A 22,706-nucleotide genomic window follows, 5' to 3' on the forward strand; every position below is an offset into this window, starting at 1 on the left:
GGGTACCCGGCTGGGCGATGGGCAAACGGGAGCCCGGGTCGGGTGGCTGCGTCCGTCGGGCGGGATCGTGCCGGACCCGGCCGATTCCGGCTGCCATCGGTCCGCGTGTGCTCGGGTCAACCGGGTATCCCCGAAGTTCAACGACGGAGGGGGGAACAAACATGTTGGTCGTCAAACGCTTGGGCGTGCTCGTCTCGATGGCGGTGCTCGGCCTCGTACCGGCGGGTGCCGCGTACGGCGCCGCCGCCGCACCGACGGGGACGCCGTCGGCCACGCCGTCCGCTTCGCTGTCGGCGCAGGACAGGCAGTTCCTGCAGTCGATCCACCAGGTGAACCTCGCGGAGATCGCGACCGGCAACCTGGCCAAGCAGAAGGGGGCGAGCCAGGAGGTCAAGGACCTCGGCGGTCGGTTCGTGACGGATCACACCCAGCTCGACCAGAGGGTGCAGAGCGTCGCCTCGGCGGCTCACCTGACGCTGCCGAACAAGGTGACGAGCGAACAGCAGGCAGTGATCAATCAGTTGCAAAACGTCACTGGCGCGGACTTCGACACGCAGTGGGTCACTGCCCAGCTCACCGCGCACACCCAGGCGATGCAGCTTGTGCAGGCCGAGTTGACCCAGGGTTCCGACCCGTCGGCCAAGCAGGTGGCGCAGCAGGCGGCTCCGGTGCTCCAGGCGCACCACAACGCGTTGGTGGCGGTGGCGCAGAGTCTGGGCATCCCGATCCCGGGTGGCACCACGGTGGCACCGAGTCCGGGAATCAGCTCCGGCGCTCCGACGCCGGGCGGCACGGTAACGCCGAGCCCGACCATCAGCTAGTCCGCCGCCACGACGCGGCGGCATGACGGGTCCTCCGGTCACTGACGCCCGGGGGACCCGTCGGCACACCCGGCGTCTTTCCGGCCCCGCGGGCGGGGGAACCTACCGGGGCGGCAGCTCCGCGGCGAACGCCGCCACCCGGGCGGGGGAACCTACCGGGGCGGCAGCTCCGCGGCGAACGCCGCCACCCGGGCGGCGATCGGCGCCGACGCGCGTACCCAGGTGAAGTGGTCGAGTCGGGTGCCGCTCTCGGCGACCGTGTAACGGGTACGCCGGATCGGCGCGGCGACCAGCTTGTCGCAGAGGTAGTCGAGGGTCTCGTGCGGCGAGTACTGGTCGTGGTCGACGCTGACCGCCAGCACCGGGGTACGCACCTCCCGCACGGCTGCCTCGGCGTCCACCCCGTCGAGCCGGGGAAACCGCCCCGTCCGGGCGGTGTACGCCCAGTCCCGGATCACCCCGCGCGCCTGCCGGCCGCCGAAGCCCCAGCCGGGCCAGCGGCCGAGGGCGACCGCGCAGCCGTGGATGAACTGGGTGCCGGCGAGGATGCCGAGGCGACGGCGGCCCGGATAGGCCCGCCAGTACGGCAGCCCGACCGCGACCAGGGCCAACCCGTCGACCTGCGCCGCGGGATCGAGCGCCAGGTGCAGCAGTGCGGCCTGCCCGCCGAGCGAGTGGCCGAGCAGGATCCTGATCCGGCCGTCGAGCCGCGGCTTCAGGCTCTCCAGCACCGCGCCGACGTCACCGGCCAGGTCCCCGTAGCCGTACCGGGAGGCGCGGCTCGGTGCCGGGGTGCTGGCGCCGGTACCCCGCAGGTCGGCCACGACCACGGCGAATCCGGCGGTCCGGAGCGCGGCGGCGAACGGCGCGTAGTAGCTGGCCCGTACCCCCATCGCCGGCCAGACCAGCACCACCGGCGCGTCCGGCGCGCCGACCGGGTCCGGATAGCTGCGCAGGGCGATCCGGTCGTCGCCGCGGTCGACGAAGGACTCCTCGTGGTCCGGAGTCGGGTGCTGGTCCCACGTGGCGGTCATCCGGCGAGCGTAACGGCTTACATTACCGGCAGGTAGCCGCCGTTCAGCCCAGCGCGTCGTCCAGGGCCGCGCGCGGGGCGGGCGGCACCCGGGCGCCGGACCAGGTCCGAGGATGCGGGGTCAGTCCGGGTCGGGAAGGCCCTCGGAGGGTGCGGGGTCAGTCCGGGTCGGGAAGGCCCTCGGAGGGTGCGGGGTCAGTCCGGGTCGGGAAGGCCGATCGCGAACGCCTCCTCCAGGTCGTGCTGGGAGTACGCCCGGAAGGCGATGTGCGACTCGGTGCCGACCACGCCCGGGACCTTCGAGATCCGTCCGGCGATCACCTCGGCGATCTGCTCGAACTCGCGTACCCGGACGATCGCGATCAGGTCGACGTGACCGGCGACCGAGTAGACCTCGCTGACGCCGGGCACCGCGGCCAGCGTCTCGGCCACCTCGGGGATCGAGTCGGTGGCGCAGTCGATCAGGACGATCGCGGTGATCACCGGGGGACTCCTCTCGTCGACGTGCTCGCTGGCGCAGCCCGCGCCGGGCGGCGACCGGGTGCCGTGGCACGGCTGCCCGCCCATGCTAGAGCTTCGCCCGACGGGCGGCGGCTACCGGCCCGACGCGGGGACGGCCGGCGCCGGGACGGTCAGGCCGGCGCCGACCCGTACCGCGTCGGTCAGGTGCTCGTCGGCCCGGACCAGGCCGCCGGGCCAGACCACGCAACGGTGCAGGGTGCCCCGGACCACGGCACCGGCGCCGACCACCGCCGCCCGGAGTTCGCCGGTCACCTCGGCGGTCGGGTCGACCAGGCTGCCGCCGCCGGCCGCGTGCAGGTTCGCCGCCAGGTAGTCGGCCGGCGTGCCGGTGTCGAGGTACCGGCCGGAGAACTCGACCACCTCCAGTTCGCCGGCCGCCTCGGCGGGGCGCCACACGGTGCGTACCAGTTCCGCCGGCTCGACCGGCAGATCCCGGACCCGGGCCCAGGGCAGCAGCGAGAAGCCCGCGAACCGGTACCGGCCGAAGTCGCCGGGGCGGGGCGGCCCGTCGACCGGCTGGCCGAGCAGCCGTACCGTCGTGCCGTCCCAGCCGGCGAGCAGCGCGGCGATGTCCGGCCCGGGTGGCGCGCCGGGAGCGGCCAGATAGGCGTCGGCGTTCCCGACGAGTACGCCCCGGCCGTCGATCCAGTTGCGCAGGTTGGCCACCCCGCCGGAGGTGCCGAGCGGGTCACCGGGCTCGACCGAGAGCGCGGCCCGGCCGCCCACGTGCCGTACCACCTGGTCACCGAGGTAGCAGGCGTTCACCGCCACCGTCGCCGGGGTGTCGAAGCCGAGCGCCGACACCCGGTCGAGCGCCCGGTCCAGCAGCGGCACGTTCCCCACCGGACAGAGCGCCTTCGGCAGGTGTGCGGTGAGCGGGCGCAGCCGGCGGCCCTCCCCGGCGGCCAGCACCACGGCGCAGACCTCGACGCCGACCGGTGGCGCGCCGGCGACGACCCGCGCCGGACCGGGCCGCGGCGCCGGGCCGGAAGCCGTGGTCACGACGGTGGCGGGGCGCCGGCCGGGTCGGTCTCGGCGAGAGGGCCGATCCCGTAGTGGGCGAGCAGCCGGGCGGTCGCGGTGCTGAGCGGGGGCAAACCGTCGAGTCGGTGCCAGGCGGCCTCGAACACCTCGGCGCCGTCGACCACCAGTTCGGTGGTCGAGGCCGGGACGCGTGCCTCGAAGACCATGTCGACCCAGCCCTTGAGGTGTACCACCGCGTTCGGCACGGCCGGCTGGAGCTCCGTCAACGGCAGCTCGATGCCGGTCTCCTCGTGCAGTTCCCGGGCGGCGCCGACCAGCGGGGTCTCGCGGCGCTGGAGCAGCCCGGCCGGCAGGGTCCACTTCCGGCCCGGCGGCTGGCGCAGCAGCAGGATCCGGCCCGGCGCCGCCGCCTCGGCGTCGTAGACCAGGGTGACCGCGCCGACGATGTACTTCGGCACCGCCAGTCGGACCAACCTGCGGCGCACCCCGAGGGGCAGACGGTAGAAGACCTTGTAGCCGACGGCGCGCGTCGACGAGCGGCGGGGGATCACCGGACCAGGCTAGATGGCGTACGGGCCCGGCGGGTGACCCGGGGCACACCGGTTCACTCCTGGTGGTCCACCATCGCGATCAGTTGCTCGACCACGGCGTCCGGCTCGACCGTCCGGTCGACCACCGCGACCAGCAGGGTTTCCAGGTCGGGATAGCCCTGCTCCTCGGCCAGCCGGCGCAGCGGCAGGTCGTTGGCGAGCCCCCGGTCGTGCTTGCGCAGGGTCAGCCCGATGGTGGCCCGGCCCAGCCGGACCTTGTCGGAGATCGAGATCGCCGGCTCCTGGTGGTCGGCGAACCAGCGGTTGATCTGCATCTGCGCCTGTGGCGACTTGACGAAGCCGAGCCACTCCTTGCGCGGCCCCGGCGGGGCGACCGCCAGGTCGAACTCGCCCTGCGCGTCGGTCTCGCTGAAGATCTCGACCACGTCGCCCTCGTCCAGTTCCGACGAGAGCGGGGCGAGCCGGCCGTTGATCTTCGCGGCGAGGCAGTGGTCGCCCCGGTGCGGACCCAGCTCGTACGCCAGGTCGACCGGGGTGGAACCGGCCGGCAGGACGATCTGCCGGCCCTCGGCGAAAACCTGGATCTGGGCCTCGGCGAGGTCGCAGCGCAGCGACTCGAGGAACTGCGCCGGGTCGGCGGTGTCCCGTTCCCAGTTGAGCACCCGCTGCAACCAGTCGAGCTGTTCGGCGTTGCCCGCGGCGTCCACTCCCGGTTTGGGGAAGCGGAAGTCGGCGGCGATGCCGTACTCGGCGGACTGGTCCATGATGCTGGTCCGGATCAGCACCTCGACGGTCCGCTCGTTCGGCCCGATCACGGTGGTGTGCAGGGACTTGTAGAGGTTGTTCTTCGGCGCGGCGATGTAGTCCTTGAACCGCCCGGCGACCGGCCGCCAGAGCCCGTGGATCGAGCCGAGCGCGGCGTAGCAGTCGGTGTCCGGCCCGTCCACCACGATCGCGATCCGGGGCAGGTCGAACGGGGTGGTCTGGTCCCGGGCGACGGTGTCCTTCCAGATCGAGTAGTAGTGCCGGTCCCGGCGCCGGACGGTGGAGACGATCTTGTCACGCCGGAGCACCACCTTGGCCTGGCCCACCACGTCGTCGAGATAACCGGCCCAGTCCGGCCGGCTCTTGACGTACTCGTCGATCCGGGCGTACGCCTCGGGTTCGAGGTGGCGCAGCACCACGTCGTCCAGGTCACGCTTGAGCGCCTGGATGCCGAGCCGGTCGCAGAGCGGGATCAGCACCTCCTGGGTGGCCCGGGCGATCCGGGCCCGGGAGGCGAGCGAGCGGGCGTCGAGGGTACGCATGTTGTGCAGCCGGTCCGCGAGCTTGATGATCAGCACTCGGACGTCCTTGCCCGCCGCGATGATCATTTTGCGGATCGTCTCGGCCTCGGCGGCCTTGCCGTAGAACGCCTTGTCGAACTTGGTCACCCCGTCGACCAGGTGTGCCACCTCGCGTCCGAAGTCACCGGTGAGCGCCTGGAGGGTGTAGCGGGTGTCCTCCACGGTGTCGTGCAACAGCGCGGCGACCAGGGTGACAGTGTCCATCCCCAACTCGGCGCAGATCTGCGCCACCGCCAGCGGATGGGTGATGTACGGCTCGCCGCTCTTGCGGAACTGCCCCCGGTGCATGCTCTCGGCAATGGCGTAGCTGCGGCGCAGCACTCCGACGTCGGCGCTGGGGTGCACACTGCGGTGCGCCCGGACCAGTTGGGTCACCGGGTCGTCCTCAGCGGACGGCCAGGACAGCAACGAGCGCAGCCGTCTGCTCAGCGTGATCTCTGTCGGGCGGGCGCTTCCGAAGGCAGCGCCGTGACCGGCTTCGAGGTTCACGCGGAGCCACCCCCTCACTCACCGCCGCGCCCGGTGCCGGCGGGCGCGCCGGATGCCGGTGCGAACGCAAGCCCCGAAATCGGGCAGGACTGCACTTCTCTAACAGCCTAAAGGAGTGAAGGTCGTCCGATCGGTCACTTGCTTATGTGCGTTCGGTCGGGAGTTGTCGCGACGCCGCCGCCTCGGCCCGGACCAGCAGGTCACGGAACCGCCCTGCACCCCTGGCCGGAGAGGCCCAACCGGTGGACGTCTCGACCAGCCGCGTGTCGGGTCGCTCCAACCAGGACAAGATGCGTTCGGACTCCTCGGCCGAGGCGTTCGGAACCGGACCGTGCCCGGGCAGCACCGTCTCGGCGGTGGCCCGGACCAGGTCGAGCACCCCCCGGGGCGGCACGCCCGGCGCGGCGGTGCCGGCCCCGGCCAGCCGGCCGTGCCGGACCACCGCGATCTCCCAACCGCCGTCGGCGGTCCGCCGGGCGGCGGCCAGCTCGCCGATCCGGGTCAGCCCGACCAGCCGTTGCATCCGGACGGTTGCCCGGAGCACCGCTGCCAGCCGGCTCCGCACCACCGCCGCCTCCTCGTAGCGCCGGGCGTCGGAGAGCACCCCGATCCGGGACAGCAGCGCGTCGACCAGGACCTGCGGGTCGTCGGTCAGGGCGGAACGGACCGGCTCGACCGCCCGGTGCGCGTACTCGTCGACCGAGATCCGGTGCTCGCACGGTGCCGGGCAGCGACCCAGCTCGGCCAGGGCGCAGGCCGGGCTGGTGGTCCGGACCGAGAGCCGGGGGGTGCACTGGCGCAGCGGCACCGCGTCGTGCACCCCGGCCGCGGCCAACTCGGCCGAGCGGCGGGAGCTGAACGGGCCGAGATAGGCCGCGTCGTCCGGCCCCAGCGACCGGACCAGGGACAGGCGCGGGTACGGCTCAGAGGTCAACTTGAGCCAGACCACCCGCTCCGGAAACTTCGACCGGCGATTGTACGGCGGGGCGTGCGCCGCGATCAGCCGCAGCTCGCGCACCTCGGCCTCCAGCGGATGGGCGCACTCGACCGCCTCCACCCGCTCGGCGGCGGCCAGCATCTCCGAGATCCGGGCCCGCTTCTCGGCGGCGGTGAAGTAGCTGCGCACCCGGGTGGCGATGTCGCCGGAGGTGCCGACGTAGAGCGGCCGGTCGTCGGCGGCCCGGAAGATGTAGACCCCGGGCACCCTGGGCAGCCCCTCGGCCAGGTGCCGCTTGCGGCGCTGGGTCGGGGTGACCGCCTTGGCGAACTCGATCGCCTCGCCGAGGGTCTCCACCCGGTGCCCGCCGAGCCGGGCGATCAGCCCGTGCAGCACGTCCACGGTGGCGTGCGCGTCGGCCAGCGCCCGGTGTGTCGGCTGGTGCGGGGTGCGGAAGTAGGCCGCCAGGGTGCCGAGCTTGCGGTTGGGCACCTCGTCCCGGGTGAGCACCCGACGGGCCAGCGCCGCCGTGTCCAGCACCCGGGGGTTCGGCCAGGTGTAGCCGTGCCGGGCGCAGGCGGCTTTGAGGAAACCCACGTCGTACGGGGCGTTGTGCGCGACCAGCACCGCACCCCGGAGGAACTCCAGCAGGCTGGGCAGCACCTCCTCGACCGGCGGGGCCGGCAGCAGCATCGCCTGGGTGATCCCGGTCAGCACGGTGATGAACGGCGGGATCGGTTCACCCGGGTTGACCAGGGTGGCCAGCACGCCCAGCTCCTCGCCGCCGCGCACCTTGACCGCGCCGATCTCGGTGATCCCGCCGCCGTCCGGGGCGCCCCCGGTGGTCTCCAGGTCGAGCACCACGAAGGTGGTCTGGCGCAGCGACGTCGCCTCGTCGGGCCAGCCGTCCGCGCCGGGAGTGCCGTCCGGCAGACCGTCCAGCGTGCCCTGGACATATTGAGGTGGGACCACGGCGGGCAGGGTAGGCGGCACGTACGACACTTCCGCATCATCCGTACCACTCGTTACCGGGGGCCGACGGGGCGAGATCATCTGAGGTGTTGGGCGATCGGTAGGGTGTCGGTGGGAGACTTGCGGCATGCCCCGCGCCGAACCACCCGACGACCGCCTCCGCGAGGAGACGGCGCAGCCCGCGCGCTCCGAGCGTGCTGGCGATCCCGGGCGGGACGGCGGCACCGACGAGCCGCGTCCGGCCTTAGCCGGTGCCGACGAGCCGGAGGGCATGCCCACGCTACGCACCGACACCCCGCCCGGCTCCACCGGCGGCGAAACCGGACCGCCCGACGACCGACTGACGGAGCCGGCCGGCCCGTACCCGATCGGCGGCGACCCGGCCGGCATCGACCTGACCGACGGCGGCCTGACCGACCGCGACTCGGCTGGCATCGACCCGGCCGACGGCGGCCTGACCGACCGCGACTCGGCTGGCATCGACCCGGCCGGCGCCGATCTGACCGGTATCGACCCGGCTGACGGCGGCTCGGCCGACCGTGAGGCGGCGGACGCCGATCCGACCGGGAGCGGGCCGGTCGGCGGTGCGGTGGACGACGGGGGACCGGGTGATCGGGAGCCGGCCGATCGGGAGCCGGCCGACGGGGAGCCGGGTGATCGGGAGCCGGCCGACGGGGAGCCGGGTGATCGGGAGCCGGCCGACGGGGAGCCGGGTGATCGGGAGCCGGCCGATCGGGAGCCGGCCGACGGGGAGCCGGGTGATCGGGAGCCGGCCGATCGGGAGCCGGAGCCGACGCTGCCGGAGCCGGTCCGGGCCCGGATCGTCAGCCTGGCCGCCGCCGCGCTGCCGACGCTGCCCACCGACGAACTTCCGCCGCCGCTGCGCCGGGTCGCCAAGTTCGCGCCGAACCGGCGGGCCCGGCTCGGCGGCGGACCGATCGCCACCCAGCTCGCCGCCGATCCGCTGTTCCGGCAGCGGGTGGCCAGCCGGGTGCTCTCCGAGGCCGGCGAACTCGGCTCCGTGGTGGTCTCCGGGGGTAGTCCAGCCGCCGCCGACCCGGTGGAGGTCGCCGCGCTCGCCTACCTGACCCGGCCGCCGGGCTGGCGCCACCTGGTCGAGGACGCCGGTGCGGCGGTCCGGGCCGAGGCGGACAGCGCGGTCGTCGCCGAACTCGTCCGCGAGGCCGAACAGCGGGCCACCCGGGCCGAGCACGACCGTGCGGTGGCGAAGGTGGAGGCCGACAAGCTGCGCGACGAGGTGGCCCGGCTCCGGGAGGAGTTGGGCCAGCTCCGCGAGGAGAACCGGGTGCTGGGCCGGACACTGCGGGAGACCCAGGCCGGGCAGCGGCGGGCGGCCGAGCTGCTGGCCACCGAGAAGGGCCGGGCCAGCCGGGCGGCGGCCGACCACGAGGCGGAGCTGCGCCGGGTACGGGCCCGGCTGGCCGAGGCCGAGGCGGCCGCGGGTGCGGTCCGGCAGACCGCCAAGGAGGCCCGCTCGGTCGACGACGCCCGGCTCTGGCTGCTGCTGGAGACGATCGGCCGGGCCGCCGTCGGGCTGCGCCGGGAACTCGCCCTCGATCCCGCCGACCGGTTGCCGGCCGACTACGTCGCCGACGCGTTCGCCGAGCGTCCGGCCGCGGCCAACTCGGCCCGGGCGTTGGACGCCGACGATCCGGCCCGGCTGGACGAGCTGCTGGCCCTGCCCCGGGCGCACCTGGTGGTCGACGGCTACAACGTCACCAAGCGCGGCTTCGGCGAGATGTCCCTGGAGCAGCAGCGCAAGCGTCTGATCACGGGGCTGGGCGGCATCGCGGCACAGACCGGTGACGAGGTGACGGTCGTCTTCGACGGCGCCGAGCGGATGCACGGGCTGCCGCCCGCGCCGCGCGGCGTACGGGTGCTGTTCTCCCGGAAGGGTGAGACCGCCGACGACCTGATCCGCCGGCTGGTCCGGGCCGAGCCGACCGGCCGGCCCATCGTGGTGGTCTCCTCCGACCGCGAGGTCGCCGACGGGGTACGCCGGCACGGCGCCTATCCGCTCGGCGCGGATTCCCTGCTCCGCAGGCTCGCCCGCTCCTGATCAGCCCCTTGCGGCACAGCGTGCCCGACGACCCGGCCGCCCCTTTGTCCGTTGATCATCCGGATGGGGGCGTTGGGCGGCAACGGAGGTTTTGTCGTACCCCTGTTCTAGCGTCGATGTCACGGACGGTGGCCACGTCACGACAACCGCCGTCTCCCGCTGCTTTGAGGAGTGAGCAGATGCTCATCGACTGCGACAGTTGCACGCTCCGGGGTGCGGCCTGTTCCGGGTGCCTGGTGAGTGCCCTGCTGGACCAGCCACCGGGGCAGGCCGCACTGACCGCCGACGAGATGCACGCGATCGAGGTCTTCACCCGAGCCGGCTTCGACGTCGAGATCCTGGACGCACCGGTCTCGGCGCCGACGCGGCTCGCCAACCGGCGCCGACGCCGACGGGTCGCGTAAACCGACCGACCCCCAACCCGACGCCGGCCTCGAGCCCGACGGGTCGGGTGGCGCCGACCCCGACCCCGGCCCGACCCCGGCCCGGCCCCGGCCCAACCCCGACCCGGCCCAACCCCGACCCGGCCCAACCCCGACCCGGCCCAACCCCGACCCGGCCCAACCCCGACGGGGCGGGTAGCGCTGACGCCGACCCGACGCAGATGCAGACGGTGGTGTAGTCCGAACCGGCGTTGGCGCAGACGGGTCGGGTATTCCGGCCACCAGAGGATCCGCCGGGCGGCCCGGCATAGGATTGGCCGCGCGATCGGGCTGGCGAAGGGCGGATCGGATGACCGAGCGGGTACGGACGACGGCATGACGCCGCGTGCCTGGGCCGGGTTGACCCTCGTCGCACTCGTGGTGCTGCTCGTCGCCACCACCGCCCTGCTGGTGCCGTGGCACCGCCCGCCCGCGCCCCGCGCCGACCAGCTCGCCGCGCTGGACGAGTTGGATCCGGCCGACGTGGCCCGGGGGCGGGCCTTCGCCGCGGCGCTGCGCCCGGGGGGCTACGGCGCGCTGGCCGTCGGGCTGGTGGTCGCCCTGCTGCTCGGTCTCACCCCGCTCGGCGCGAAGCTGATCGCACTGGTCGGGCGCCCCTTCGGCGACAACTGGATCGCCCAGGCCGTGCTCGGCGGCTTGGCCGTGGTACTGGTGGCCGACCTGGTGACCCTGCCGTTCGCCGCCTGGCGGCACGCGGTGGTGGCCCGCTACGGGCTCTCCACCCAGGGCTGGGGCGGGTGGACGGTCGATCTGCTCAAGTCGTACGCGGTCAGCGCCGTGATCGGCGCGGTGGCGCTGCTCGGCTTCTACGCGGTGACCCGACTGGCCCCGAGCTGGTGGTGGGCGTTCGGGGCGGCCGGCGCGGCGGTGCTGGTCACGCTCCTCTCCTTCATACTGCCGGTGCTGGTGGAGCCGATCTTCAACCGGTTCACCCCGATGGAGCCGGGACCGCTGCGCGCGGAGTTGACGGCGCTGGCCGACGCCGACGGCGTACCGGTGAAGGACGTGCTGGTCGCGGACGCCTCGCGGCGGACCCGGGCGGTCAACGCGTACGTCTCCGGGTTCGGTCCGACCCGGCGGATCGTCGTCTACGACACCCTGCTGCGCGAGGCGCCGCCCGCCGAGGTGGCCAGCGTGGTCGCGCACGAGTTGGGCCATGCCAAGGACCGGGACGTGCTGACCGGCACCCTCACCGGTGCGCTCGGCGCGGCGGCGGCGGTCGTCGCGCTCTATCTGCTCGGCTCGTCCGGTGCGCTGCTGCGGGCCGCCGGAGTCGACTCGGTGGCCGAGCCACGGGCGTTTCCGCTGCTGCTCGCCCTGGTGACGGTGGCCGGTCTGGTGGCGGCGCCGGCGCAGGCATGGGTCTCCCGGCAGGTCGAGGCGCGGGCCGACGCGCACGCCCTGGCCCTGACCGGTGACCCGGCCTCCTTCGAGGCGATGCAGCGGCGGTTGTCCAGCGTCAACCTCGCCGACCCCGATCCGCCCCGGTGGGAGTACCTCTTCCGGGCCAGCCATCCATCCACCGTGGAGCGCATGGCCGCGGCCCGCGCGTACGCCCGAGGAGCCGGCGGTTGACCAGGACCCTGCTCGTGACCAACGACTTTCCGCCGCGTCCCGGTGGGATCCAGTCCTTCGTGCACGGCCTTGCGGTCCGGCAACCGGCCGGATCGGTCGTGGTCTACGCCTCCACCTGGCAGGGTGCCGAGAAGTTCGACGCCGACCAGCCGTTCGAGGTGGTCCGCGAACCGACCGGGGTGTTGCTGCCGACCCGGCACGTCGCGCGGCGGGCGGCGGAGCTGGCCCGGGCGTACGACTGCGACACCGTCTGGTTCGGCGCGGCGGCCCCGCTGGGGCTGCTCGCCGCCGGGCTGCGCCGCCGGGCCGGGATCGGCCGGGCGGTGGCCCAGACGCACGGTCACGAGGTCGGCTGGGCGGCGCTGCCGGGTGCCCGCGCGGCGCTGCGCCGGATCGGTGACGGCGTCGACGTCACCACCTACCTGGGGGAATACACGCGGGTCCGGCTGGACCGGGTGCTGCGCGGTCGCACCGAGCTGCGCCGGCTGGCTCCCGGGGTGGACGTGGACGTCTACCACCCGGACGTGGACGGGTCCGAGGTCCGCGCCCGGCACGGCCTGGCCGGCCGGCCGGTGGTGGTCTGCGTCTCCCGGCTGGTGCCGCGTAAGGGCCAGGACGCGCTGATCCGGGCGCTGCCGGAGATCCGTCGCCGGGTGCCGGGAGCGGCGCTGCTGGTGGTCGGCGGCGGGCCGTACCGGGCGGCGCTGGAGAGGCTCGCCCGCCGGGCCGGAGTCGCCGACGACGTCGTCTTCACCGGCTCGGTGCCGACCGCCGAACTGCCGGCCCACTACGCGGCCGGGGACGTCTACGCGATGCCGTGCCGGACCCGCAACGCCGGGCTGGACGTGGAGGGCCTGGGCATCGTCTACCTGGAGGCGTCCGCGACCGGGCTGCCGGTGGTGGCCGGCAACTCCGGCGGCGCACCGGACGCCGTCCGGGAGGGCGAGACCGGGTACGTCGTCGACGGCCGGGATGTCGGCCAGCTCGCCGACCGGGTGGCGACGCTGCTCGCCGACCCCGAGCTGGCCCGCCGGATGGGTGCTGCCGGCCGCGCCTGGGTGGAGCGGGAGTGGCGCTGGGAGCGGCAGGCGCGGCGGATGACGGAGCTGCTGACCGGCCGGCCGGGATCCGGCCCCGGCCAGCCAGCTCCGGGGTGAGCCGGTCGGCGCCCCGCCGCCCCGTCTGCGATTCCGTGCTCACCTCGACGCTCGACCCTCCGCAGGAGGCGTCGGTCCGCACCTAGCGTGGGACGTCGATCACGTGGACGGGGGACGACCGGCCGCAGGAGGCGTCGGTCCGCACCTAGCGTGGGACGTCGATCACGTGGACGGGGGACGACCGGCGGGGCGGGCGGCGAGGTCGGCCCGGGCGGCGGCACCCTCGGCGGTGGACCTGGCCGGGAACAGGTGACATCACAACGATGGTCATCGACGCCTCGGCGTGGCAGTCTGTAGTCGTGCAGAACGCCGCACTGAGCGGTTCCGTCGCGGTGGTGGCCACCTTGCTGCTGGCCACCGGCTTCGGCCTGTGGCGCCGCCGCCGCGACGGGCGACTCCGGCGGCAGTCGCCGGCCAGCCGGCCGGATCGGGCCGGCTCCGCGCGCCGGTCGGGCGCCCTTCTCGACGGTGCCCCGCCAGTGGGTCCTGCCGGTCGCGACGGCTCCGGCCTCGTCGGTGGGTTGCCGGTCGACCCCGGACTGCTGGCCGCGCTCGGGGTCCGGCCGGGCGCTCCCGCCACCCTGCTCCAGTTCTCGTCGGCGTTCTGCGCGCCGTGTCGGGCCACCCGGCGGGTCCTGGCCGACGTCACCGGCACCCTCGACGGGGTACGGCACGTGGAGGTCGACGCGGCGAGCCAGTTGCCGGCGGTGCGGGCCCTGGGCATCTGGCGTACCCCCACCGTGCTGGTGGTCGATGCCGACGGGCGGATCGTCCAGCGTGCCGCCGGAGTGCCGGCGAGGGCCCAGGTCCTCGCGGCGGTGGTGCCACTGCTCGACCGGGGACCGTCATGACCCGGCGGGCCGCCGGGAGGGCTCGGCCAGCCCTACCGGACCGGCGCCGGGCCCTCGGCTCCGGCCGCCCGCCCGCGTACCTTCGGCACTGACCAGCCCCACGATCCAGCGGCAACCCCGCGTCCACGTCCGACGAGCGCCGTGAACCGACGACCAGGCGCCGTCCCTGCCCACCGAGGTGAACATGTTGCTCGACCCCCGCGGACCGCGCTTCGCCGCGGTCGTCACCACGCTCGTCCTGGTCGTCGTCCTGCTCACCGGCTCCGGTTGGCTGGCCCTGGCCCAGGCGGTGGTGTTCGCGATCGCCGCCGTCGACCCGCGCCGCAGCCCGTACGGCCTGTTGTTCCGGGCCGTCGTGGCGCCCCGGTTGGCCCGTCCCGCCGAGCTGGAACCCGTGGCGCCGGTACGCTTCGCCCAACTCCTCGGGTTGGGCTTCATGCTGGTGGCCGCCGCCGGCTATCTCTCCGGCGCCACCTGGCTCGGGTTGGTCGTGTCGTGCCTGGCCCTGGCCGCAGCCTTCCTCAACGGGGCGTTCGGGCTCTGCCTGGGCTGCGAGATCTATCTGGCGTTCCGCCGGATGACCGGCCGGGCGATCCCGGCCCGGGTACCCAACCCGTCGAACTGATCCTGGTCCACGGGCATCCCCGCCGGTTGCCCGTGCTGCGATGTGGCCTGAGAAGCCAGGAGCGCGTTTGCGGCGAACGCGCACTTATGGGCCGGCTGTGGCGTGGATTCGGGGTCGATGGCGGCAGGCGGGTCGCTCCGTCACGCAGCCGTCGCCCGGGGGCAGCGGGCGGGTCGCCGGCTACCGGGACACCGGCGACCACGGCGCTGGTGTCCGGCCCGGCGACCCCACCGGCCGAGGGTCAGAACTTCGGGGCGTCCGGCGCTTCGAGCAGGCCCAGCCGGAGCGCGGTCATCAGGGCCTGGGCCCGGTTGGCCGCGCCGAGCTTCTCGTAGAGCTTGGAGATGTGCGTCTTGGCCGTCGACTCGCTGACGAAGAGCTGCTTGGCGATGCCGGCGACGCTCATCCCGTCGGCCAGCAGGCGCAGCACCTGCCCCTCCCGGGGCGAGAGCTGCGGGCCGGACGGGGCGAGCCGGCGCTTCATCGCCTCGGCCAGATCGGCGGCGGTGAACGCGCTCGGTGAGGAGGCCGCGTGCCGGGCGGCGGCGACGACCTCGTCGGCGGGGGCGGTCTTGGGTACGAAGGCGCTCGCACCGGCTTCGAGGGCGCCGAAGAGCTGGTCGTCGCCCGCGTACATGGTGAGCACCACGATTCCCATGGTGGCGCTGGACTTGCGCAGCGCCCGGGTCGCCTCCAGTCCGCTGCCGTCGGGAAGGCGGAGATCCATGATCACTACATCGGGTTGCAGGGCGCCGGCCTGGCGTACCCCCTCGGCGGCGGTGGCGGCCTCGCCGACGACCTCGAACTGCCGATCCCGCTCGAACGCGTGCCGCAGGCCCTTACGGATCAGGTCGTGATCGTCGACGAGCAGGACCTTGGTCCGAGTGGTCGGCGTGGGGCTGGTGGTCATGCTCGGGTTACTCCCCTTCTGATGCGGTGACGCTATCGCGCACGTTATCGCGCCGGGGCGAGGTTCCGAGCACCACTGCCACCGTCGTGCCGCTGGGGTGTCGCGGACTGATCTCTAGCCGGCCCCGGATACGTTCCGCCCTCTCCGCCATGATCGCAAGACCATACCTGCCATCGGGCCGCTGGTCAGCGATGCCCTGACCATCATCCGACACTTCAATTTGGGCGAATGGGGGGTCCACGGCACAGGTGACCCAAAGATTCGACGCTCCGGCGTGCTTGCGGGCGTTGGTGATCGCCTCCTGCGCGATGCGCAGCAACTCCGCCTCGGTGGCCGCCGGCAACCGCGCGGTGGACTCGTCGAGCGTGTAGTGCACCCGCAGACCGGCGGAGGCACCGACGGTGCGGGCGTACTCGGCGATGGCGGCGGCGAGCCCGCCGTGCCGGTCAACCTCGCTGCGCAGCTCGAACAGGCTCAGTCGCAACTCGGTGATGACCCGGGTCACCTCGCCGCGCAGCGTACGCAGTTCCTCGCTGGTCTCCTTGGCCTCCTCCGGGAGGCTGGCCAGGGCGTTGTCGATGCCGTAGCCGACCATCACCAGTTCCTGGGCCACCCCGTCGTGGATCTCCCGGGCCAGTCGCTGCCGCTCCTCGTTGGTGGCCAGCGACCGTACCTCGTCGAAGAGCAGCGCCGCCTCCAGCCGGAGCGCCGCCGGCCGGGTGAGCGCGGTCACCCGGGCCACCACCGGTGGCGGGTAGGCGCCCGCGACGTCGGCCTCCAGGGTGACCAGGCCGACCGTCCGGACCCCGGCGACCAGCGGTACGACCAGCGCCGACACCTCACCGCCGGAGTGCGAGCGGGCCTGTGACCGGTGTGCCGTCTGGGGCTGCTGACTGGCCCAGGCGTCGGCGATCGCCGAGTCGGCGTCCAGCGTCGTCTCCCAGTCGACCCGGTCCACCCCGGCCTGGGCGAGTACGACCAGCCGGCCGCCGCCGCTGGCCGAGAGCACCGCCGCCCGGTCCGCCCGGGTGACCCCGCGCAACTCCTCGATCAGGTGCTCGGAGATGCTGCCCGGATCAAGGGTGGCTCCGGGTAGTTGTCGAGCGACGCTGCGCAACTGGGTCAGCAGCCGGGTCGCCTCGGTGTACGGCTGCGGCCGGGGCTCGCCGCGGGCCTGGATGATCCGTTGCAGCGAACCCGCCGCGAAGAGCCCGAGCGCGGCCAGGATCACCCACTGGGCTGCCACGGTCAGGTAGCCGACCTGGCTGATCTGCGGCCCGCCGTCGCCGGCGGTGAAGGCGCCGCTGACCACCAGCGTCAGCGCGGCGACCACGATCAGCCAGATGCCCTCCCGGATTCGCCGTTGCAGGGCCGCCACGGTGAGTGGTACGGCGAGGTAGGGCAGGATCGCCGACGCTCCGACCCCGGGCATCGGGGTACCGATGTTCGCCGCCGCGGCGACCTGGCCGGCGGCCAGCCCCACCAGGACGACCTCGGCGAACCGGCCCAGCGGGGCCAGCACCCGGTGCCGGGGGGCGACCACCGCCGGGATGCCGGCGACGGCGAGCAGGGCGACCCAGCGGAGTTGTCCCGGCTCCCGGGTGGCGATCAGCGTGAGGACCGCGACGAGCGCGAGCATGACGACCCGCGCCGCCGCCGCGAGCGGGTGCGGGCGGGGAAGGCCGGAGGTCGAGGCGGGCACCTGACGGATGGTAGTCAGTTGCCGTATATCTCGGCGATTTCCGCCGAGTATGTCTGCTCCACGACGCTCCGCTTGACCTTCATCGACGGGGTCAACTCGCCGGTCGCCTCCGTGAAGTCCCGGGGCAGGATCCGGAACTGCCTGATCGACTCGGCCCGGGAGACCGCCTGGTTCGCCTCGTCCACGGCGGTCTGGATCTCGGCGCGCAGTCCCGGGTCGTCCCGGAGTTCCCCGATCGGAGTGCCGTCCGGGCGGCCGTGCTCACGCAGCCAGCCCGGCAGCGCCTCCTCGTCCACCGTGACCAGCGCGGCGACGAAGGGCCGTCGGTCGCCGACCACCATGCACTGGCTGACCAGCCGGTGCGCCCGGATCCGGTCCTCCAGCACGGCCGGGGCGACGTTCTTGCCGTTCGCCGTGACGATGATCTCCTTCTTCCGCCCGGTGATGCAGAGGTAGCCGTCGTTGTCGAGTTCGCCCAGGTCGCCGCTGTGGAACCAGCCGTCGGGGGTGAGCACCTCGGCGGTCGCCTCGGGGTTGTTCCAGTAGCCCTGGAAGACCACGTCACCCTTGATCAGGATCTCGCTGTCGTCGGCGATCCGGATCGTCACCCCGGGCAGGGGCCGGCCGACGGTGCCGATCCGGATGGCGCCGGGCAGGTTCACCGCCACCGCCGGGGAGGTCTCGGTCAGGCCGTACCCCTCGTAGACCAGCACCCCGACGCCCCGGAAGAAGTGCCCGAGCCGGGCGCCGAGCGGGGCTCCGCCGGAGATCGCGTTCTGGCAGCGCCCGCCGAGCGCGGCCCGGAGCTTGCGGTAGACCAGCCGGTCGAAGACCCGGTGCCGCAGCCGCAGGCCCAGGCCCGGTCCGGACGGGGTGTCCAGGGCCTGGCTGTACGCGATCGCCACCTGTTCGGCGCTGGCGAAGATCTTTCCCTTGCCCTCGTCGGTCGCCTTCTGCACCGCGCCGGTGTAGACCTTCTCGAAGACCCGGGGCACCGAGAGCACGAAGCTGGGCTTGAACTCCTTCAGCTCGTCGACCAGGTTCTTCACGTCGGCGCTGTGCGCCACGGTGGCCCGGGCCCGGACCGTGCCGATCTGGATCAGCCGGGCGAACGAGTGGGCAAGCGGCAGGAAGAGCAGTGTCGAGGCGCCCTCGTTGAAGAGGTTCGGCAGGACCGGGATGGCGTTGCAGATGTCGGAGAGCAGGTTCCGGTGGGTCAGTACGCACCCCTTGGGGCGTCCGGTGGTGCCACTGGTGTAGATGATGGTGGCGAGGTCGGCCGCGTTGACCGCCTGACGCCGCACGTCCACCTCGGCCGGGTCGATCCGCTCGCCGAGCGCCACCAGCTCGTCGATGCCGCCGACCTCGATCTGCCAGACCTGCTCCAGCTTCGGCAGTTGGTCCCGGACCCCGGCCAGCGCCATCGCGTGCCCGTTGGTCTCCAGCACGCAGGCCACCGCTCCGGAGTCGGAGAGGATCCAGGCGACCTGCTCCGGGCTGGAGGTGTCGTAGATCGGCACGGTCACCCCGCCGGCCGCCCAGATCGCGTAGTCGATCAGGGTCCACTCGTACCGGGTGCGGCTCATCAGGCCGACCCGGTCGCCCGGGTTGATCCCGGCGGCGATCAGGCCGCGGGCCACCGTGACCACCTCGTCGCGGAACTGTCGGCAGGTCACGTCGGTCCAGCCGTCCTGCCGGCCGGCGGCGTCGACGGCCCGCCGGACGAACTGCACGCTGTCCGGGGTCTCCTCGGCGTTGTCCCAGACCGGGTCGGTGAGGTTGGCCGCGTCCCCGACCGTGACCGCTGGGGGAACCGAGAACTCGCGCACGTGCACTCCCTCGTGCTCGTATCGACCCGGCCAGCTCGGCCGGTCGGACTACCCGCAACCTACCTTCGACCGAACGGGACCGCCCGGCCAGGTGGGTCGAGTGGGCATGAATGGGTCGAGGTGCTCAGCCGGGGTCACCCCGCTGCGAGGTAGCCTGCCGGGCATGGCGGATTCCTCCACCCAGTCCATCGTCATCGCCGCGCCGCCGTCTGAGGTGACAGCGGTGATCTGCGACTTTCCGCGATATCCGGAGTGGGCCGACGCGGTCAAGCGGGTCGAGGTGGTCGAGGAGTACGAGGACGGCTACCCGGCCCGGGTCCGGTTCGTACTGGACGCCTCGGTGATGACCGACGAGTACACCCTGGCGTACGAGTACGCCGAGGACATCTCGCGGATCGAGTGGCACCTGGTGGAGCCCTCGCGGATGCAGAAGGTCCAGAACGGGTCGTACGACATCGAGGACAACGGGGACGGCACCTCGACGGTGACCTACACCCTGGAGGTCGAGCTGTCGGTCGGCATGCTGGGGATGTTCCGGCGCAAGGCCGAGAAGATGATCATGGATGCCGCGCTGACGCAGCTCAAGCGGCGGGTGGAAAACTCTTGACGGAACGCGGTGACGGTCCGGGCGGGACGGCCGTCCGGGGTGCGGTGACCGCACCGGGCGGGATGCCGGCCTCACCCGGAGCGGGGCGGGCGTAGAGGAGCCGATCATGGGAGACAGTGGTTCGTACGGGAGAGCGCCCGATCCGGGTTCCGCCCGGGAGGAGGCCGAGCGGCTGGTCGCCGCCGCGCTCGCGATGGCCCGGTCGGCCGCGTCGGAGGCCCGGGACCGGGCGGGCGCCTTCGGCCCGCTCGGCCAGGTGATCTCCGACGTACTGGATCAGACCGGGGTGGTGCCCCGACCGAGCCGGCCGGGAGCGGCCACCCCCGGTACGCCGCCGACGGACGGTCCAGCGCCGACCCCTGCCGACCCGCCCCGGACGGCCCGACCGCACGGCGCGACGGCGGAACCCGGGCCGGTAGCCGGCGCGCCACCTGCCGACGGCACGGCGCCGGCCACCGAGCATCGGCCGGCTACCGAGCATCGGCCGCCGGCCACCGAGCATCGGCCGGCTACTGAGCATCGGCCGCCGGCTACCGAGCATCGGCCGGCCACCGAGCATCGGCCGCCGGCTACCGAGCATCGGCCGGCCACCGAGCATCAGCCGCCGGCTACCGACGACACGGGTCCGCGTGTCGAGGACCGCCCGCCACCTACCCGCGACGCGGCGTTATCTGACGAGGACGGATCGCCGCGTACCGACCACCCCGGGCCGCCGGTTGGCGAGGTGCCGCCGCAGCCGGACCGAGCCGGGGCCGGGACGTCGTTCGGGGCCGGGACGTCGTTCGGGGTCGGGTTCGCCACCGGTGATCCCGAGTGCTGTGTCTGCCCGGTCTGCCGGTCGATCGCCGCACTCCGCGATCCGAGTCCGGAACTCGCCGAGCGGCTGGCCACCGGCGCCGGTGACTTCGCGGCCGGCGTGGCCAGTCTGCTGCGCGCCCTCTCCTCGGTCACCGGCCCCACCGGGCGCCGCACCGGTGCGGCCCGTACCGCCGGCCCGGCGACCGGCGACGGCATGGCCGGGGACAACTGGGCAGCCGCCACCCGCACCACTTCCACCGCCCCCTCCGAGCCGCCCGGGACCCGGTCGGCCGACGTACCGGGCCCGTGGCGCGACACCGTGTGGCGCGAAGCGACCAGTACCAGGCATGATTCGTGGCCGGCGGACGAGCCGGACGACGTCTGGGCGGCCGCCACCCGTGCCGAGGCCGGAACCCGGGAGACCGGGACGACCGCCGGTCCGGACCGGGCGATCCCGGCCGGGGCGGAGCAGGCCCGGCCCGCCGCGTCACCGGCCACCGGACGACCACCGGTACCCGCGTCGCGGACCCCGGAGGGACCGGTCGCCACCGGTTCCGGCGAGCACGCCGCGCCCGGCGAGGACGGCTGACCGCCGGGACGGGTCCGCCGGTCGCCGGGTGGGAACGGCACGGTACGGCGGCAGTGGCGGGACAGTGACCGCGAGGTGCGGTGTGGCAGAGGGGAGCGGCTCGGTGACGCTGACCATCGGAGTCGACGTCGGGGGTACCAAGGTGGCCGCCGGGGTCGTCGACGTCGACGGTGAGGTGCGGGCGCGGATACGCCGGGACACTCCCGCGGAGGACGTAGCCGGGACCCGCGACGTGATCGTCGAGGTCGTCAAGGAGTTGGCGGCCGAGCACGACGACGTGGACGCCGTCGGGATCGGCGCCGCCGGCTGGATCGACGCCGACCGGTCGACGGTGCTGTTCGCCCCGAACATCGCCTGGCGGGACGAACCGCTGCGCGACTTCGTCGGCAACGCCGTCGGGCTGCCGGTGATCGTGGAGAACGACGCCAACGTCGCCGCCTGGGCCGAGTTCCGGTACGGTGCGGCCCGGGACGCCGACGACTCGATGGTGCTGTTCACCATTGGTACCGGCGTGGGCGGCGGCATCGTGCTCGGCGGAGAGTTGCTGCGCGGCGCGCACGGCATCGCCGCCGAACTCGGGCACATGCTCTCGGTGCCGGACGGTCACGTCTGCGGCTGCGGCCGGCTCGGCTGCATCGAGCAGTACGCCAGCGGCAACGCCCTGGTCAGGTTCGCCCGGGCCGGTGCCCGGCAGGAGCCGGCCCGGGCCACCATCCTGCTCGACCTGGCCGGCGGCGACGTCGACGCGATCAGCGGCCCGATGGTGACCGCCGCCGCCCGCTCCGGCGACCCGGTCTCCGGTACCGCCTTCGCGCAGATCGGGCACTGGCTCGGCATCGGGCTGGCCGACATGGCGCAGATCCTCGATCCTCAGGTGCTGGTGGTCGGGGGCGGTGTGGTGGAGGCCGGTGACCTGCTGATGGGTCCGACCCGTCGGTCCTTCATGGACGCTCTCGCCGCGCGTGCCAAGATTCCGGTGGCTGAGATCCGCCCCGCCGAGCTGGGCAACTCGGCCGGCATGGTCGGCGCCGCCGACCTGGCCCGGCGCCGCTAGCCTGGCCGGCATGCGGCCCGGGCAACAGCAGAGCAAGGGGTACGGCGTGGGTCAGCAGCAGTCCTCCGGCGCGGAGGCGTCACCGGTGCGCCTTCGGGTGCTCTCCTACAACGTGCACGGCCAGCGCGACGACGTCGACGCGCTGGCCGAGGCGGTCCGGGCGATGGAGCCGGACGTGGTGATCGTGCAGGAGGCGCCACGCCGGTTCCGCTGGCGGCACAAGTGCGCGGCCCTGGCCGACCGGCTCGATCTGGTGGTCGCGGGCGGCGGCCTGCCGGCCCTGGGCAACCTGCTGCTGACCAGCCTCCGGGTCCGGGTCTACCAGAGCTGGTGCCGGCAGTTTCCGCTGACGCCGGGCCGGCACATGCGCGGCGCGGTCTTCGCCGAGTGCGGGATCGGCGCCTCCCGGTTCACCCTGGCCGGCTCGCACCTCTCCACCGACCCGACCGAGCGCCCCGGCCAGGCGTACCTCTTCAAGCAGGAGTTGGCCGCGACGCGGCTGCCGGTGGTGGTCGGGGCGGACCTCAACGAGAACTCGGGCGGCGGCGCCTGGCGTACCGTCGCCGACGGGCTGACCGACGCGGCCGTGGTGGCCGGCGGCGGGTCCCGGTTCACCTACCCCTGCCGGCAACCGCGCGACCGGATCGACGCGCTCTTCGTCGACCCCCGGATCAGCGTGCTCGGCTACGACGTGGTGGACACCGAGCAGACCCGGCGGGCCAGCGACCACTTCCCGATCCGCGCCGACCTGCTGCTGCCGGCCGCCGGCTGAGCCGGTCCCGAGATCGACCAGAGCAGGCTGAGGCATCAGGCGGGCACTGGCTTCGCCAA

20 protein-coding genes are annotated in these 22,706 nt (G+C 73.7%); 11 read left to right on the forward strand and 9 right to left on the reverse strand.

Annotated elements, in window-relative coordinates:
* Positions 1 to 161: 161 nt before the first annotated feature.
* Positions 162 to 821 (forward strand): DUF4142 domain-containing protein, encoded by a 660-nt coding sequence (locus ACQEVC_RS19215; RefSeq protein ID WP_432879321.1) that lies wholly within the window; start codon positions 162 to 164, stop codon positions 819 to 821.
* A 152-nt stretch (positions 822 to 973) separates the two neighbouring features.
* Here ACQEVC_RS19215 and ACQEVC_RS19220 read toward each other — a convergent pair whose 3' ends face one another.
* From ACQEVC_RS19220 to ACQEVC_RS19245, 6 genes are all read right to left on the reverse strand, one after another.
* Entirely contained in the window at positions 974 to 1,855 is an 882-nt protein-coding gene (locus ACQEVC_RS19220; protein ID WP_432879324.1) for an alpha/beta hydrolase family protein, read from the reverse strand.
* A 194-nt stretch (positions 1,856 to 2,049) separates the two neighbouring features.
* A complete protein-coding gene (locus ACQEVC_RS19225; RefSeq protein ID WP_318394338.1) occupies positions 2,050 to 2,337 on the reverse strand; it encodes an Lrp/AsnC family transcriptional regulator in 288 nt (95 codons plus the stop codon).
* Positions 2,338 to 2,448: 111 nt separating this feature from the next.
* A complete protein-coding gene (locus tag ACQEVC_RS19230) occupies positions 2,449 to 3,291 on the reverse strand; it encodes a nucleotidyltransferase family protein (protein WP_432891541.1) in 843 nt (280 codons plus the stop codon).
* 83 nt (positions 3,292 to 3,374) lie between these two features.
* Positions 3,375 to 3,908, reverse strand: coding sequence for an NUDIX hydrolase (locus ACQEVC_RS19235; protein WP_432891543.1), 534 nt, complete (start codon positions 3,906 to 3,908; stop codon positions 3,375 to 3,377).
* Positions 3,909 to 3,964: 56 nt separating this feature from the next.
* Complete coding sequence (locus ACQEVC_RS19240; RefSeq protein WP_432879328.1) at positions 3,965 to 5,746, reverse strand: RelA/SpoT family protein; 1,782 nt, start codon at positions 5,744 to 5,746, stop codon at positions 3,965 to 3,967.
* Between the two features lie 142 nt (positions 5,747 to 5,888).
* The gene (locus ACQEVC_RS19245; RefSeq protein ID WP_432879331.1) at positions 5,889 to 7,655 is read right to left on the reverse strand and encodes a DEDD exonuclease domain-containing protein; all 1,767 of its coding nucleotides are present in this window, start codon (positions 7,653 to 7,655) and stop codon (positions 5,889 to 5,891) included.
* A 589-nt stretch (positions 7,656 to 8,244) separates the two neighbouring features.
* Between ACQEVC_RS19245 and ACQEVC_RS19250 the strand changes: the two genes are divergently transcribed.
* From ACQEVC_RS19250 to ACQEVC_RS19275, 6 genes are all read left to right on the forward strand, one after another.
* Positions 8,245 to 9,735: an NYN domain-containing protein gene (locus ACQEVC_RS19250; RefSeq protein ID WP_432891546.1), complete on the forward strand. Its 1,491-nt coding sequence runs from the start codon at positions 8,245 to 8,247 to the stop codon at positions 9,733 to 9,735.
* A gap of 179 nt (positions 9,736 to 9,914) precedes the next feature.
* Entirely contained in the window at positions 9,915 to 10,139 is a 225-nt protein-coding gene (locus tag ACQEVC_RS19255) for a hypothetical protein (protein WP_318394341.1), read from the forward strand.
* Positions 10,140 to 10,493: 354 nt separating this feature from the next.
* The gene (locus tag ACQEVC_RS19260; RefSeq protein WP_432879334.1) at positions 10,494 to 11,753 is read left to right on the forward strand and encodes a M48 family metallopeptidase; all 1,260 of its coding nucleotides are present in this window, start codon (positions 10,494 to 10,496) and stop codon (positions 11,751 to 11,753) included.
* Positions 11,750 to 12,910: a glycosyltransferase family 4 protein gene (locus tag ACQEVC_RS19265; protein ID WP_432879337.1), complete on the forward strand. Its 1,161-nt coding sequence runs from the start codon at positions 11,750 to 11,752 to the stop codon at positions 12,908 to 12,910. Before ACQEVC_RS19260 ends, ACQEVC_RS19265 begins: the two co-directional genes overlap by 4 nt.
* A gap of 263 nt (positions 12,911 to 13,173) precedes the next feature.
* Positions 13,174 to 13,761, forward strand: coding sequence for a TlpA family protein disulfide reductase (locus ACQEVC_RS19270; protein ID WP_432879340.1), 588 nt, complete (start codon positions 13,174 to 13,176; stop codon positions 13,759 to 13,761).
* Positions 13,762 to 13,945: 184 nt separating this feature from the next.
* The gene (locus ACQEVC_RS19275; RefSeq protein ID WP_432879343.1) at positions 13,946 to 14,386 is read left to right on the forward strand and encodes a DUF4395 domain-containing protein; all 441 of its coding nucleotides are present in this window, start codon (positions 13,946 to 13,948) and stop codon (positions 14,384 to 14,386) included.
* Positions 14,387 to 14,627: 241 nt separating this feature from the next.
* Here ACQEVC_RS19275 and ACQEVC_RS19280 read toward each other — a convergent pair whose 3' ends face one another.
* From ACQEVC_RS19280 to ACQEVC_RS19290, 3 genes are read right to left on the reverse strand one after another with little or no spacing between them, the layout of a single operon-like run.
* On the reverse strand, positions 14,628 to 15,296 hold the full coding sequence (locus ACQEVC_RS19280) for a response regulator transcription factor (protein WP_130460771.1): 669 nt from the start codon (positions 15,294 to 15,296) through the stop codon (positions 14,628 to 14,630).
* Between the two features lie 7 nt (positions 15,297 to 15,303).
* A complete protein-coding gene (locus tag ACQEVC_RS19285; RefSeq protein WP_432879347.1) occupies positions 15,304 to 16,998 on the reverse strand; it encodes a GAF domain-containing sensor histidine kinase in 1,695 nt (564 codons plus the stop codon).
* A gap of 14 nt (positions 16,999 to 17,012) precedes the next feature.
* A complete protein-coding gene (locus tag ACQEVC_RS19290) occupies positions 17,013 to 18,827 on the reverse strand; it encodes an AMP-dependent synthetase/ligase (RefSeq protein WP_432879350.1) in 1,815 nt (604 codons plus the stop codon).
* Positions 18,828 to 18,990: 163 nt separating this feature from the next.
* On the opposite strand from ACQEVC_RS19290, the gene ACQEVC_RS19295 reads away from it, so the two are divergent.
* From ACQEVC_RS19295 to ACQEVC_RS19310, 4 genes are all read left to right on the forward strand, one after another.
* Positions 18,991 to 19,434 carry an SRPBCC family protein gene (locus ACQEVC_RS19295; RefSeq protein WP_432879353.1) on the forward strand — a complete coding sequence of 148 codons (444 nt, stop codon included), beginning with the start codon at positions 18,991 to 18,993 and terminating at the stop codon, positions 19,432 to 19,434.
* A 106-nt stretch (positions 19,435 to 19,540) separates the two neighbouring features.
* The gene (locus ACQEVC_RS19300; RefSeq protein WP_432879356.1) at positions 19,541 to 20,821 is read left to right on the forward strand and encodes a hypothetical protein; all 1,281 of its coding nucleotides are present in this window, start codon (positions 19,541 to 19,543) and stop codon (positions 20,819 to 20,821) included.
* 103 nt (positions 20,822 to 20,924) lie between these two features.
* Positions 20,925 to 21,875, forward strand: coding sequence for an ROK family glucokinase (locus ACQEVC_RS19305; RefSeq protein ID WP_432879359.1), 951 nt, complete (start codon positions 20,925 to 20,927; stop codon positions 21,873 to 21,875).
* Positions 21,876 to 21,885: 10 nt separating this feature from the next.
* On the forward strand, positions 21,886 to 22,647 hold the full coding sequence (locus ACQEVC_RS19310; protein WP_432879361.1) for an endonuclease/exonuclease/phosphatase family protein: 762 nt from the start codon (positions 21,886 to 21,888) through the stop codon (positions 22,645 to 22,647).
* Positions 22,648 to 22,706: the final 59 nt, after the last annotated feature.

The sequence above is a fragment of the Plantactinospora sp. CA-294935 genome (assembly GCF_050936445.1).
Lineage (GTDB): Bacteria > Actinomycetota > Actinomycetes > Mycobacteriales > Micromonosporaceae > Plantactinospora.

Bases quoted from the DNA above. Each gene is read 5' to 3' on its own strand.
- ACQEVC_RS19215 (WP_432879321.1), top strand. From the start codon at position 162: ATGTTGGTCGTCAAACGCTTGGGCGTGCTCGTCTCGATGGCGGTGCTC.
- ACQEVC_RS19220 (WP_432879324.1), bottom strand. From the start codon at position 1,855: ATGACCGCCACGTGGGACCAGCACCCGACTCCGGACCACGAGGAGTCC.
- ACQEVC_RS19255 (WP_318394341.1), top strand. From the start codon at position 9,915: ATGCTCATCGACTGCGACAGTTGCACGCTCCGGGGTGCGGCCTGTTCC.
- ACQEVC_RS19260 (WP_432879334.1), top strand. From the start codon at position 10,494: ATGACGCCGCGTGCCTGGGCCGGGTTGACCCTCGTCGCACTCGTGGTG.
- ACQEVC_RS19270 (WP_432879340.1), top strand. From the start codon at position 13,174: ATGGTCATCGACGCCTCGGCGTGGCAGTCTGTAGTCGTGCAGAACGCC.
- ACQEVC_RS19275 (WP_432879343.1), top strand. From the start codon at position 13,946: ATGTTGCTCGACCCCCGCGGACCGCGCTTCGCCGCGGTCGTCACCACG.
- ACQEVC_RS19280 (WP_130460771.1), bottom strand. From the start codon at position 15,296: ATGACCACCAGCCCCACGCCGACCACTCGGACCAAGGTCCTGCTCGTC.
- ACQEVC_RS19295 (WP_432879353.1), top strand. From the start codon at position 18,991: ATGGCGGATTCCTCCACCCAGTCCATCGTCATCGCCGCGCCGCCGTCT.
- ACQEVC_RS19300 (WP_432879356.1), top strand. From the start codon at position 19,541: ATGGGAGACAGTGGTTCGTACGGGAGAGCGCCCGATCCGGGTTCCGCC.
- ACQEVC_RS19310 (WP_432879361.1), top strand. From the start codon at position 21,886: ATGCGGCCCGGGCAACAGCAGAGCAAGGGGTACGGCGTGGGTCAGCAG.